General features: G+C 42.6%; 15 protein-coding genes, 1 tRNA gene, 1 rRNA gene and 1 pseudogene. 12 read left to right on the forward strand and 6 right to left on the reverse strand.

Annotated elements, in window-relative coordinates; translation table 11 throughout:
* Positions 1–19 precede the first annotated feature (19 nt).
* The 4 genes from AC1WMD_RS10910 to AC1WMD_RS10925 all read left to right on the forward strand — a co-directional run bounded on the left by AC1WMD_RS10910 (position 20) and on the right by AC1WMD_RS10925 (position 3549).
* Entirely contained in the window at positions 20–844 is an 825-nt protein-coding gene (locus AC1WMD_RS10910; protein WP_494257185.1) for an inositol monophosphatase family protein, read from the forward strand.
* A gap of 19 nt (positions 845–863) precedes the next feature.
* On the forward strand, positions 864–1598 hold the full coding sequence (locus AC1WMD_RS10915) for a glycerophosphodiester phosphodiesterase (RefSeq protein WP_494257187.1): 735 nt from the start codon (positions 864–866) through the stop codon (positions 1596–1598).
* Positions 1599–1610: 12 nt separating this feature from the next.
* A complete protein-coding gene (locus tag AC1WMD_RS10920; protein WP_494257189.1) occupies positions 1611–2525 on the forward strand; it encodes a tetratricopeptide repeat protein in 915 nt (304 codons plus the stop codon).
* Positions 2526–3144: 619 nt separating this feature from the next.
* Positions 3145–3549 carry a YugN-like family protein gene (locus AC1WMD_RS10925; RefSeq protein ID WP_494257190.1) on the forward strand — a complete coding sequence of 135 codons (405 nt, stop codon included), beginning with the start codon at positions 3145–3147 and terminating at the stop codon, positions 3547–3549.
* Here AC1WMD_RS10925 and AC1WMD_RS10930 read toward each other — a convergent pair.
* Positions 3546–4541: a potassium channel family protein gene (locus AC1WMD_RS10930; protein WP_494257191.1), complete on the reverse strand. Its 996-nt coding sequence runs from the start codon at positions 4539–4541 to the stop codon at positions 3546–3548. The two genes, AC1WMD_RS10925 and AC1WMD_RS10930, sit on opposite strands and share 4 nt — an antisense overlap.
* A gap of 127 nt (positions 4542–4668) precedes the next feature.
* Between AC1WMD_RS10930 and AC1WMD_RS10935 the strand changes: the two genes are divergently transcribed.
* From AC1WMD_RS10935 to AC1WMD_RS10950, 4 genes are all read left to right on the forward strand, one after another.
* Positions 4669–4854: an H-type small acid-soluble spore protein gene (locus AC1WMD_RS10935; RefSeq protein ID WP_043905886.1), complete on the forward strand. Its 186-nt coding sequence runs from the start codon at positions 4669–4671 to the stop codon at positions 4852–4854.
* 99 nt (positions 4855–4953) lie between these two features.
* Positions 4954–5196, forward strand: coding sequence for a hypothetical protein (locus AC1WMD_RS10940; RefSeq protein WP_043905885.1), 243 nt, complete (start codon positions 4954–4956; stop codon positions 5194–5196).
* A 433-nt stretch (positions 5197–5629) separates the two neighbouring features.
* A complete protein-coding gene (locus AC1WMD_RS10945; RefSeq protein WP_494257192.1) occupies positions 5630–6118 on the forward strand; it encodes a GNAT family N-acetyltransferase in 489 nt (162 codons plus the stop codon).
* A gap of 55 nt (positions 6119–6173) precedes the next feature.
* Positions 6174–6434, forward strand: coding sequence for a hypothetical protein (locus tag AC1WMD_RS10950; protein WP_494257193.1), 261 nt, complete (start codon positions 6174–6176; stop codon positions 6432–6434).
* 92 nt (positions 6435–6526) lie between these two features.
* Here AC1WMD_RS10950 and AC1WMD_RS10955 read toward each other — a convergent pair whose 3' ends face one another.
* A complete protein-coding gene (locus AC1WMD_RS10955) occupies positions 6527–7444 on the reverse strand; it encodes a thermonuclease family protein (protein WP_043905882.1) in 918 nt (305 codons plus the stop codon).
* A 289-nt stretch (positions 7445–7733) separates the two neighbouring features.
* Positions 7734–7902 (reverse strand): annotated as a pseudogene (locus AC1WMD_RS10960) (site-specific integrase); the annotation flags it as partial.
* A gap of 94 nt (positions 7903–7996) precedes the next feature.
* Between AC1WMD_RS10960 and AC1WMD_RS10965 the strand changes: the two are divergent.
* On the forward strand, positions 7997–8509 hold the full coding sequence (locus AC1WMD_RS10965) for a DUF3231 family protein (RefSeq protein ID WP_494257194.1): 513 nt from the start codon (positions 7997–7999) through the stop codon (positions 8507–8509).
* A gap of 344 nt (positions 8510–8853) precedes the next feature.
* Positions 8854–9099 carry a WGxxGxxG family protein gene (locus AC1WMD_RS10970; RefSeq protein ID WP_494257196.1) on the forward strand — a complete coding sequence of 82 codons (246 nt, stop codon included), beginning with the start codon at positions 8854–8856 and terminating at the stop codon, positions 9097–9099.
* Positions 9100–9151: 52 nt separating this feature from the next.
* Here the strand turns inward: AC1WMD_RS10970 and AC1WMD_RS10975 are convergent.
* A tRNA-Ala gene (locus AC1WMD_RS10975) sits at positions 9152–9224 on the reverse strand.
* A 100-nt stretch (positions 9225–9324) separates the two neighbouring features.
* Positions 9325–10002 (reverse strand): MgtC/SapB family protein, encoded by a 678-nt coding sequence (locus tag AC1WMD_RS10980; RefSeq protein WP_186003878.1) that lies wholly within the window; start codon positions 10000–10002, stop codon positions 9325–9327.
* 66 nt (positions 10003–10068) lie between these two features.
* Between AC1WMD_RS10980 and AC1WMD_RS10985 the strand changes: the two genes are divergently transcribed.
* On the forward strand, positions 10069–10971 hold the full coding sequence (locus AC1WMD_RS10985; protein WP_043905880.1) for a DMT family transporter: 903 nt from the start codon (positions 10069–10071) through the stop codon (positions 10969–10971).
* Here the strand turns inward: AC1WMD_RS10985 and AC1WMD_RS10990 are convergent.
* Positions 10948–11766 carry a protein-glutamine gamma-glutamyltransferase gene (locus AC1WMD_RS10990; RefSeq protein WP_494257197.1) on the reverse strand — a complete coding sequence of 273 codons (819 nt, stop codon included), beginning with the start codon at positions 11764–11766 and terminating at the stop codon, positions 10948–10950. The genes AC1WMD_RS10985 and AC1WMD_RS10990 overlap by 24 nt on opposite strands.
* A gap of 549 nt (positions 11767–12315) precedes the next feature.
* Here AC1WMD_RS10990 and AC1WMD_RS10995 point away from each other — a divergent pair.
* A 16S ribosomal RNA gene (locus AC1WMD_RS10995) occupies positions 12316–12994 on the forward strand; the annotation flags it as partial.

A 12994-nucleotide genomic window follows, 5' to 3' on the forward strand; every position in this document is an offset into this window, starting at 1 on the left:
AGTGAAGGATGAAAGAAAAATGGCAATAAAAATGACACAGGATTTGGAGCAAGTTTTGTATAACGCAGCGATTGAATATGCATTACAAGCCGGTCGATTGATCAAGTGCCGCTTAGGGGACAAAGGGAAAATTGAGCAAAAAAAGAATGTTTTCGACCTTGTGACAGAGGTTGATAAGTTGAGTGAGGATTTTCTGCGGGGAAAAATCCAAGAAGATTATTCTGACCATTGGATTTTATCGGAGGAGGATTGTGGTCAGGACAATGCGTATGAAGTGTTGAAAAATCATGATTCGGGTTATGGCTGGATCATCGATCCGATTGATGGCACGACCAATTTCATTCACGACATTCCTCATTTCTCCGTTTCGCTTGGAGTCGTAAAGGACGGAAAACCTATAATTGGTGTTGTATTCAATCCGATAACTGGCGATCTTTATACGGCAAGAAAGTCATTTGGTGCTTATTTGAACGGACGCCCTATCCGAGTTGGAGAAGAGGCAACATTGGCTGAAGCAGTTGTAGCAACAGGGTTTCAGGCTAGTGATTTTAAATCAGGATCTCGTGTCATTCAGCAAATCGATAAGTTAGCAGGGAAGAGCCGCAACATTCGCATGTTCGGTGCAGCAAGCTTGGATTTATGTTTAGTTGCATCAGGAAAGATTACTGGATTCTGGCATGAAGGTCTCAATCCGTGGGATACAGCTGCAGGGATTTTGATTCTGACAGAAGCCGGGGGACAGGTCACGGATAAAGATGGAAATAATTACCAACTTTTTCATGATTCACTTATCGCTTCCAACGGAAAAATCCACGATGAGTTGATGAAAACAATAAACCTATGAAAAAACGGGTGTGATAATTTTGAAAAAGCCGTTAATTACTGCTCATACCGGCTGCATGAATACACCGCCCAATTCCATTCATTCTGTATTGGCAGGATTAAAGGCGGGAGCAGATATCATTGAAGTGGATGTTCGGTCTACAAAGGATGGAGTTGTTGTTCTTTTGCACGATGAAGAAATCATGACTCCAAGCGGAATGAGGCGGGTTCAGGATTTATTATTTGAGGAACTGAATCATCTGGCCAAGTATGACGAGATCATTCGGCTGGAGGAAGTGTTGCCGATTGTCAAAGAATATCACCGGGTCATTAATCTGGACGTGAAAGAAGACAGAGCTATCGATCCAATGATTGAAACGGTTGAAAAGCATAATATGAGGGATTATACCATCATAACCGGCTGCGAAAAGGAAAGAGCGCTTCATTTGAAGAAACGTCACCGTCCGTATCAAGTTTTGTTAAATGCAAGCGTGAGCTTGTATGAAACTTATAATGGGGATTATGAGTCGTTTATTAAGGAAACGTGCCAGGATGCTATTACTGCCTCGTGTTGTGGAATAAACATCAATTATCACTTATGCCGGGAAGAATTAATCGATTATGCTATGTTTCGCTGTCTTCCCGTTTTAGTATGGACGATCGACGATTCTCATGCAATGGAAAAGTTTTTAGGGATGGACGTCCATTCCATTACCAGCAATGAAGTAAGAAGACTAGTGGAGTTAAGGGATCAGCAAATAGCTAAGGAATTTTAGGGGGGCATTCATTTGATAGATACGTTTTTGTATGAATGGAAGAAAAGAAATGGGGAAATCACAGAGTTAGTTAAGGGGGAAAGGATTTCTGGTACTGATTTTTATCAATTGGCGATTTCTCAGCTGGAGTTTTTAATCAAGGCGGATCCTAATAATGTGAGCTATGTGTCACAGCTGGCAGAGTTCTTACATTTAGATGGTCATGTGCGCAAAGCAGGAGAACAGTACCGTAAAGTATTGGAGATGGATCCGCTACTCCCGCTTACTGAAATGGAAGAGCGGCTGATTCAAAAATTTTGTCCAATACTGCTGATGAATCCAAAAGAATGTTTTCCGCTAAAAGACGTTGTTGCAGTACATCATCCGACTAAGCCTATAATCGGCTATCATCTATTTTGGGAAGATGACTATGATTTTCCTGATGATTATGAACCATGTGATCATGAAGAGATTTGGATCGAATATGATCCGAAAACAGAAGTCGTGACCAATGTTATGTGCTGGTTCCACTCCCGTGTCCTCAAATCAGAGGATGCTGTGAAAGAAGCACATAGCAATCAGCAGAGAGCCATTATTAGAATTGAATGGGGAAAGCATGGTTCGCTTCTTTGTGGATGGGAAAGCATGAAAGAGCCGCTAACAGGCGTTACATTGCCTCATTGGCTCAAAGAAACTTATGAACATGTGAAAAACGGAGGCCGTGTACCTTCCCACCCTTTAAAGAGATTTTGGCCCAAAGGGTTTGAAGGCACTTTTGAGGAATATACCAATTTTTCAGTCGAGGTAGACCCATTGGAATGGCTGAATAAAAAGCCGCTTATGTACAAAACTAGATGGGTAAACGCCGTAATATTTACAGAATGCTTGCTCTACAATTTTCATCCTAAAATGGAATGGCCTGACCGTTTCTTTCAATCTATAGCGTGATATATGAACAAGGACTTCCTTTAGGAGGAGATGCCGATAGGAAGTCCTTATTTTTTATATATTTTAGAATTTTTTAAGAGCATTATGGCAAAGGAGTAATACTTTTCTTTTGGAAAAAGAGGATCGTGTAAGGAAATCAAATTTATTTCGGAAGATGTTTTTTCCACAAGAGTCATGGGAGGCAAAATAAACATTGCCAACTGCTGCAAAAATATACATGCGAAACCTCCGGATACGACGGCAAAAGACAATGCAAAAAAGTCACAGGAGGGGGACGAGAAAAGGCTTCAATTCCTCATAGTTAAGATACAACCCCCAAAAAACATTGATATATCAACATTTTTCTGAAATGGCTACATCTAGTATACACTGTTTAGAAAATTTTGCGAATATAAAGGAAGATTGATGGCTGTAAGGAAGATGGAGAAAAAAGAGTGTCGTCGATCTCCCGCACTTTTTGCACGATTGGAGGTCGACGACATTGAAAATGGGGGAACAATATTTTTCTAAAGGGATGAGTAAAAAAATACAAATATTTTCCAATGTGAATAGTAGAATGAATTTTATTTAAATGATCGCCAAATAGGAAATCATAAAGGAAAAAGGAGGCTTGTTTGACATGATTGAAATTCCATCGCGTTTAGAAGGAAAAACCTTTCAACTGTATAAGCTAGAAGAGCAATTAAAACCGCTCGGTTATACGATTGGCGGCAATTGGGATTATGATCATGGTTATTTTGACTATAAAATTGACGATGAAGCCGGATACCAATTTTTGCGTGTTCCGTTTAAAGCAGTGGACGGACAGCTCGATTCGCATGGAACGACGGTGGAGATCGGCAGGCCGTTTTTATTGTCCCATCAATATCAAAGCGGCTTAGACGACCATGCCGATGGTGGTAACATAGGCGCCGCTTTTAATCAATTTTCCGAGCCGCAAGATCCGGATGCGACATTTCCGAAAAAATATATTAGCGTCGGGAAAGTGCTTGTGCAAGAGTTGGAACGCCGCTTGCTTGACTAAGGACTCAGCACAAACAGGCGGTCGCCTTTTTCAATCATGAATTGCGGAGAAGGATTCATATGTCCTTCTTCCCCTCTCATGACACCGATTAGCACCATCTGCTTTTCCAATAGCAACTGGCTGCTCTCGGAAAACGTTTTGCCGATGCACCATTCTTCGGCATGGATCAGCCGCAGTTTTCTGTCGTGAAGCTGACAGAGCAGTATTTCGATCGCTTTGGACATGCCTGGCGACTGAAGGCTGTTTGCCATTGTGAAGCTGGACAGCAAGTTGGTTTGAATCACTTCGTCAGCGCCGGCCCGCCGTGCGTTGTTGACGTGCTGTTCGGTTAATATTTCGACAATGGCATAGATGGAAGGGTTTAAGCTTTTGACGGCCAGAAGTGTTAAAATGGAGTCTTTGTCCGCCTCTGCTTCGTTTTTATGCTGGTCAGCGGTAATCAAAACCATTTGCGCTTCAGTGACGTTTGCTTTCTGCAAAACGTCATCGTAGCTGGCGTTTCCTTTGATAAAATGGACATTTTTATAGGAAATCGGCAGCGCGTTTAATGTCGCATCAATGAGCACGCAGCGAAAAGATGGATGGGATTTCGTTAATTGTGCCAGCACTTCGCGCGCCCGCTCATTCCAACCGACGATGATCACATGTCCCTTTTTTCTATAGCTCAGCTGACCGTTCAATAAAGCCGTTTCTTTTGCTACGGTGGCTGCGGATACGGATGCGAAATACGTCGTAATCACCCCTGTTCCTAACAAAATAAACAGAATGGCGACGAGTTTCCCTGCCGTCGTTTTCGGGACGATATCGCCGTAGCCGATCGTTGCCGCGGTGACAATCGCCCACCATATGCCATCGAATACGTTATGGAAGGTGGATGGTTCGACGAGATGAATAAGCAGGCCAAAAAGAATTAGCAGCGCACTTCCCACCAACAGCAATCGCATAAAGATAGGAAGGCGCAAATACGATGTGAGTATATCCCAGTTTTTCATCGGTTTCCTCCATTTGGTCCATTGTTTTACAAAGTTAGTGTTGACCGTTTTGCTCCTTTTTTTGCATAAAAATTCCTTTTCGCTTTCATACTACATGATGAATACGAGAAAGGAGAGAAATGGCTTTATGGATATGAATCGTGTCAAACAAATTGTTTCTTCTCCGGCGGATATTCCTGTCTATTATAATGGCGTATCTGTCTGGATTGACGGTTATGATGAGGAAAAGCAAATGGCTACGGTCCATTTGCGTGATGGTCGCCTTCATGAGCAGCGCGACGTGCCGGTAGCCGAATTAAGTGAAGAACGATGAGTAATCAGGAAAAACGCCGTGTTTTCGGCGTTTTTTGTTTGTGTCTTTTGGAAAAAACGATACTGGTATAGGCGAAAAATGAGGGAAGGAGCGTGCAAAGTGACGGACGGGCAGATAAAGGCAATGTTTGCCGATTACGGATATGAGCGCTGGTGGGAGGAAATTCATTATCCGCTCTTGTCATCGCGTCTATTGGAGGAAGTAGACGAAGAGGTGCTGGAGGCGTTTTTTGAGAACTACGAGTTTCCGGCAGACGAAGCATGTTCGTTTACGGAGTTTGTCGTTCATTTTTCCACTTTTTTGCGTTTGTATGATCACGGGATTCCCATAACATGGAGATAAGAAAAAGGGACTGCTTCTACATCGAAGCAGTTCCTTTCGTTTATGAAGACGCTTGTTTACCTAGACGCATCACACGCATTGTCAATAGGGGGAACAGGCAAGAAGGATGGCATCGGCAAATCCGTATATGAGTCTATATCCGCCTAACGAGAATAACACGCTGCTGAATGCCATTTTGATATAGCGGAAGAAATTGTAGACGCCAATTGCGGTAGTAAACACATAAAACAGCAGAAGTATCAAAATCGTCCGTCATTTTTGGTAAAATAGAGGTGTACATCGTTTGCGTAATGGACCAGGAAACGCGGCCGATGAGACGAGGTAAACGAGTCCGGTTTATAGCTGCTCTTCTCTCTCGTTAATATGTATGATTATATTCCCTCTGAACCTGTTTTCGGTAAACGAAATGCACATTGAAAAAGGTGGAGATGCGATGATTAGGGATGCGAAAAAAGAAGACTTGCCTGCAATCGTGCAAATATATAATGAAACGATTCCAACCAGAATGGTTACCGCGGATCTCGAACCGGTGTCGGTAGAAAGCAGGGAGGCGTGGTTTTTGGCCCATAACCCGCATACACGTCCGCTATGGGTAATGGAACAGGACGGTCGTGTGTGCGCTTGGCTCAGTTTTCAATCGTTTTATGGACGGCCGGCCTATCGTCATACAGCAGAAATCAGCATTTATATTTCTGAAGCATATCGCGGGAAAGGAATCGGTAAGCAACTGCTTCAAAAAGCAGTGGAGGAAGCGCCAAATTTCGATATTAAAACGTTGTTAGGCTTTATTTTTGCCCATAATGAACCGAGCTTGCGCCTGTTCTCGCGCTTCGGCTTTGAAACATGGGGCCGCCTTCCGCGGGTCGCGGAATTGGATGGCATCGAGCGCGATTTGATTATCGTCGGAAAAAGAATTGTATAGAATGCGAAAAATAGGACAGTCATAATAACAGATACCAGCAGAAAGAGGGAAGTATATGAACGTCATGCCGGTTCGTTTATTTACGATTCAAGATGGTGAAGGGTTTGTTGCGGACGCGTTTCAATGTCCGGTAACAGGCAATTTAATTTACAAATCGTCCGGCACGCCTTCGGTGATTGCCTATAATGACCTGTCGGAAGAGCAAATACAGCGGTTAGAGAAATATGGTTTTAAGCGGCTAAACGGCGCATCTTTCTCCACAGCGGCGCCATCATCTGAACAATCTTTGATTGAAGAGTTGCTGCCGAAGCAGTAACAGATTCCGGTCCGCCGTTATTGAAACAAAAGGAGCTAGTCGTTAGCTCCTTTTGTTTGTTGGGTGCGGCCGTTGCATATAGCCGCATCATATTATTTGCGGGTGAAAGCGTAAATGATGATAATCGCGGCTGCGCCAATAAGCAAGTAAAGAAATGAATTTGTTTCATCGGCCTTTGCATCGCGCTGCTTTTGCTGGTCATCGTGCTGCGCTGCATTTTCTTGTGCCGGTGAGTTTGGCGCGGGTGTTTTCTCTTCCGCCGTTTGTTGTTGACGGGAAGAATCAGGTTTTTTCGCGGATGAATGGCCATGCATTCCCGCGCCGCTTCGTTTCGCCTCCGCCATGGCGGCGCGGACTCGACCTTCGTATTTATAATCTCCGTAATCGTAAAAATCTTCGACCAGTCCTGCTTTGGTCACTTCTTCTTGCAGCAATTTGTTTCCTACCCACACCCAAGCGAGCAAACGATGATACTTATCAAACAGCGTGCTGCCGTCAGTTTCCAATGTAATGCTTCCCTGTTTTAAGCGGGAACAAGTAAATCGGCTTGCTTCTTTTCCATACGGCTCGACTTCGATCGTGCTTTCTGGGGTATCGATGAATAGAAAGCGGGTTGTATATTCGCGGCCGTTGACGATAAACTTTGCTGTATCTCCATCAATGCACTCCACTAATGTTGCTGGATATTTTTTTCCTAATTGCAATGTGGCGGACGAATTTGATTTCGTTGCAGAGTTTCCGCCCAGCGTATGTCCTTCTAGGTCAATTTTGTCCGCCGTCAGCTGTCGGGTGCACTTGGCATTGCTATTGTATTTTTTGATCAATTGGACAAGCTCTGCTTTATTTTTGGCCTGCATCGCAAGTGCTGTCGGTTCATGCAGCAAGTACATGCAGTCTGAATTGCGGAAATGTCCGCCTAGTTCGTCCAGCGTACCTGGATGGGCGAAGCTGCTGGTTGAAAAAAAGAGAGTGAATAAGACTGCTGCCAGCAAACTTGCTAACTTTCTCATCTATTTTTCCTCCTTCAATATGAGTCAACGCGCAATTTTTATAATAGGATCCTTTTTTGCTAAAAAAGAAAACCCTTGCCATGCAAGGGTTTTTCCAATGGAGCATACCGGGCTCGAACCGGTGACCTTCGCGCTGCCAGTCCAACGTGCGCGGTAGGATGCAAAATAGCCAATTAGGAAAAAACCCGTTGCCACAAGGATTTTACCATATTGCTTTCGGATAAAATAGGGTGATTTAGGGTAGTTGTTGACGGACTTCGTCAACAATTTGTCAACAACTCCCCAACAATTATTTTATCTGTGACGGCGTATTTGTAAATAAATGATCGAGTTTATTCACGGATTCATGATCTGCTTTCTGAAGGGCATGTCCATAATATGTCCATCGTTACTCGAATGTCGGAATGGCCGAGCCGTTCGGCAATGATTTTCGCCTGGACTCCTTGGTTAATTAATAATTAGAAACTTTACTTTTCTTTGCATAATTGTATTTCGATTAATCCATATTATCTACAGAAAAGGTGATAAATGAATTTTGTTAGGAGGGTTATTATGGGAATTTTAAGCGGTAATCCAAAAGAAGAACCGATGCACTACGGAGAAGTATTTGGTGTATGGTCGTATTTACTGACAGCTAAAGGATTATTAGCCGGATATCAAACATTACTCAACCATGCAGGTGATGAGGATTTAAAAAGTTTTATCCAGGATAGCATCGAAAACGTTCTAAAACCGGAAATACAAGAAACAGAAAACTTGTTAAAAGAAAATGGAATAGCACTTCCGCCATCACCGCCAGAACGGCCAAAAGCGTGTTTGGAAGATATTCCTGCAGGTGCGAGATTTACTGACCCGGAAATTGCTGCAATGCTTGGTAAAGATATTGCAGCCGGTTTAGTGGCATGTAGTACAATTATGGGGCAGTGCATCAGGGAAGATATTGCTTTAATGTATGGTCAATTTCACATGAAAAAAGCGCAATATGGTGCTAAATTGCTTAGAATGAACAAAGAAAAAGGTTGGCTAGTTCCACCGCCGCTCAATGTGAAAGGTTCGGATTGTTAATCTAAAAGCTTGCGATGCCGCAAGCTTTTACTTTTTTATGATTGGCCCTGTTATATTTCAATGTTGATTTTTAAACCACGGAAAAAAGACCGACATAAACCGGTGTTTTTGTATGTCTTATTGAACTATCGCTCCCCGTTAGTGGAATAACAAAGTAATCACCAATCTCTGCCTTAATCCATTTGATAATAACTGCTTTCCCTTTTTTTGTAGAACGATCTGTGCCTTGTGAGTGCGATTGATTTCTCCTTTGTTGAATATAATGACTCCTTTATATCTACAGAATAATTGTTCTTTTTATTGGACACATTAAAGTTAACAATTATTAAAAGGAGGCGAAAACCGTGTTAAAAAAAATTCTCCATTCACTTTGTGCTCTATCAGTTACATTGATGCTTTTTGGGATAGCTGTTTACGCTCAAAATAACAGCATTGACATCAATAACAACACAAACCAAATAACTCACATGGCTCAAAATACAGATGCTGTTGATAACGATGATGATGACGATACAGATTGGGGATGGATTGGTTTATTTGGTCTAGCAGGACTGTTAGGGTTAAGAAGAAGAAATGACAGAAGAGATTAGAATTAGTATACGAGTAAAAGAAAAAACCCTTGCCACGCAAGGGTTTTTTCAATGGAGCATACCGGGCTCGAACCGGTGACCTTCGCGCTGCCAGCACGACGCTCTCCCAACTGAGCTAATGCCCCATTTCATCAATTATTTCCTGTCCGTTTTTAATTATATATATGCTTTTTTGGAAATGCAATAGTATTTTATGCGGCTTTTTATTGGAAAAGGTGAAACAGATCAGCCGCTCTCAATATCAATATGGACGATTGAATCGACGCTGCGGATCGCATAGTAGACGTCGGCGGCAGCCCGCTTTTGATCGATAACGGCTTTTAATTTAATTAAGTGCTGGTTGTTGTCTAAATCTTTAATACGCATCGTCTTAATATCGATGTGTTGCAGCCTTATTTTTTCGATGACATCGGCAATATTTTTTGTATCTGCCACGGTGATTTGCAATAGAATTTCTTTTTCCCGCAGTTGTTTCGGTCCGAAAAAGTTGATGAGAAAAGGAATAAGTTCTACGCTTACAATTAATAATGCCACCCCGAAGGCCGACTCCCAATAAAATCCGGCACCGACGGCAACTCCGATGCCAGCCGCTCCCCAAATGATCGCGGCTGTAGTTAATCCTGTAATACTATCATTTCCCCGCCGTAAAATAACCCCAGCTCCTAAAAAACCAACGCCTGATACAATTTGCGCGGCAAGACGGAGCGGATCCATCGTAATATGGTCTTTTAGTGGGAATACATAGGCAGATTCGATCGAGACAATCGTTAACAAACAGCTGGAAATGGAAATAACTAAGCAAGTTTTTAAGCCAACAGGCTTTCGTTTTAATTCCCTTTCCAGTCCGATAATTAATCCTAATACAGCAGATATTCCTAATTTAATAAATGGATCGAACATCACGGCAATCACCTCTTTTGTTTCGATATTGGTATAATAATGATAAAACATTGATTAAGGGGATGAATAATGAAGCCATCAAATGTGTTCAAACCATATTTAGCCCTATTTGTAGGAGCGCTTTCCGTTTCTACTTCTGCTATTCTTGTAAAATGGGCGCATGCTCCTGCTTCCGTTATCGCCTTTTATCGACTTTTTTTTACGGTGTTATTGATGACACCTTTTTTTATCAGATATATTAGCGAATTAAAAGAAATCTCCTGTCGCGATTGGGCATTTTCAGTCTTCTCTGGAGTTTTATTAGCATTTCATTTTATTCTTTGGTTTGAGTCGCTGAACTATACTTCCGTAACCAGTTCTGTTGTACTTGTAACATTGCAGCCGTTATTTGCGTTTGTTGGCGGATATGTGTTTTTTAAAGAACGTCTCACTGCAGGAGCATTGTTTAGCGCCCTATTAGCAATCACCGGAAGCGTGATCATCAGCTGGGGCGATTTTCAAGTCAGCGGCAAAGCATTATTTGGTGATATGTTGGCACTGTTAGCATGTGCAATGGTAACAGGATATTGGCTATTTGGTCAAGAATTGCGCAAACGTCTATCATTGATGACATATACATATATTGTATACGGAATTAGTTCTTTCGTGCTTTTTCTTTACGTAATTGCGTTTCGTCTTCCACTGCTTTCCTATAGAAAAATAGACTGGCTATGCTTTGTCTTATTGGCCATTGTGCCGACACTGCTAGGCCATTCTTTAATGAATTGGTCGGTAAAATGGGTAAGCGCGGCAACCGTTTCGATGAGCATTTTATTTGAACCAGTGGGAGCGTCTATATTAGCCTACTTTTTACTTGGGGAGATGATTCAGCCATCCCAATGGATCGGAGGTATTTTCATTTTAACAGGAATCGGGATATATTTGTGGGGAGAAAATCGAAAAGGGCCGCTACCAATACAAGAAAGTAGCTGACCCCATCGTCCCTGTAATTAATTTATTGTTCATTGGAAGACGATAGTGTTCTAAATTGCTCGCGAACTTCGATAAGTAAGCAAAATCAACTCTTGTTGTTTGTGGAAGCAGATACGCTGATTTGGTCGCGGATTTTTTTCTCTTTTTATTCAGAGCGGCGATGATTCCTTCCGTCGTTTTAATTCCGATTCCATGTCCGTAATGAAGGTCGTCGCCTAAATAAATTGTATTTTCTCCTTGCCATTGCGGCGTTTGCGGATCGAATTCAGGATTTTTAAAATAAAGACAGTCACCAGGAAGATAATCTTCTCCCTTTTTTGTTTTGATTCCTAAATCTTTATCAACATGCCAATCGTATAATAAAAGATTAGAAAATAACGTATTAAACGTCTGCTGATCAATAACATCCAGCACTGCCTTGTAAAATACGATAACGATGGCGGTCGCGCACTCAAAGGCGTACAAATGGCTGTTGACGAAAATGTCGTTTATTGCATCTGCAGGAAGCACTTCCTTTCTTAATTGAAACCCGCCTAATTCATTTCGTATCCAAAATTGTTCATTGCATTTGGAAAAACGGAAAGTGGCGAATCTTACTTTGCTTTTAGCGAGCGCCACAGCAGAATGAACGATGCGGTCGCGAAGGACGATCTCGAATAAAAGCTGATGTTTATTTTCGTATACATACGTTTTCGGTGATTTTAATAACGCTGCAAATATTTTTTCTTGACTTTTGGAAAGAGAAGAGGGGCCGAATAAATTGCTGTCGACGGCTGATTGTTGAATTCGAATCATATTTTCCTCCTTCAAAATAAATGTTTTTCATTGAATGTATATGGTGAATTTTATATTCAGAAAGTGATTATCTGGGTTTGTTTATTCGAGAATAAACTGGGGAAAATAAGTATATTTAATATGTATGTAGCATGTGATTTTATTATTCTGTTATTTACGGGAAGATGGCGTGGTTGATTTCTAGCACCTACTCGATTAAATTGTAAGTGTAAGTGATGAAAAAGAGTCCTGTAGCGGTTATGTTGATGATTTATACAAAGCTTTCGTGGAAACACAAAAAAATTAAAAAAGGGGGTTGCATTTTTAAAAAGAAGGTGATATATTAAATAGCGTCGCTAATCGATCGACGAACCTCGATCGCTAAACAGCGTGATGATAATAAAAAACATAGTTGACAACAAAAAAGCGCTATGTTATCATAAAGAAGCTGTTCTGATGAAGAAATGTTCCTTGAAAACTGAACAAAACGAAGCGTCCACAACGAAAAGCGAAGGCGACAAGACACCATGTGGTGTCGGTGCTGAAGCTTAGGAATAAGCCAATCAACTTTCTATGGAGAGTTTGATCCTGGCTCAGGACGAACGCTGGCGGCGTGCCTAATACATGCAAGTCGAGCGGACCGAACAAGAGCTTGCTCTTGTTTGGTTAGCGGCGGACGGGTGAGTAACACGTGGGCAACCTACCCGTAAGACCGGGATAACTCCGGGAAACCGGAGCTAATACCGGATAACACCGAAGACCGCATGGTCTTTGGTTGAAAGGCGGCTTTGGCTGTCACTTACGGATGGGCCCGCGGCGCATTAGCTAGTTGGTGAGGTAACGGCTCACCAAGGCGACGATGCGTAGCCGGCCTGAGAGGGTGACCGGCCACACTGGGACTGAGACACGGCCCAGACTCCTACGGGAGGCAGCAGTAGGGAATCTTCCGCAATGGACGAAAGTCTGACGGAGCGACGCCGCGTGAGCGAAGAAGGTCTTCGGATCGTAAAGCTCTGTTGTTAGGGAAGAAGAAGTACCGTTCGAATAGGGCGGTACGGTGACGGTACCTAACGAGAAAGCCCCGGCTAACTACGTGCCAGCAGCCGCGGTAATACGTAGGGGGCGAGCGTTGTCCGGAATTATTGGGCGTAAAGCGCGCGCAGGCGGTCCCTTAAGTCTGATGTGAAAGCCCACGGCTCAACCGTGGAGGGTCATTGGAAACTGGGGGACTTGAGTGCAGAAGAGGAGA

This window comes from Parageobacillus sp. NEAU-HV-2, assembly GCF_059115485.1.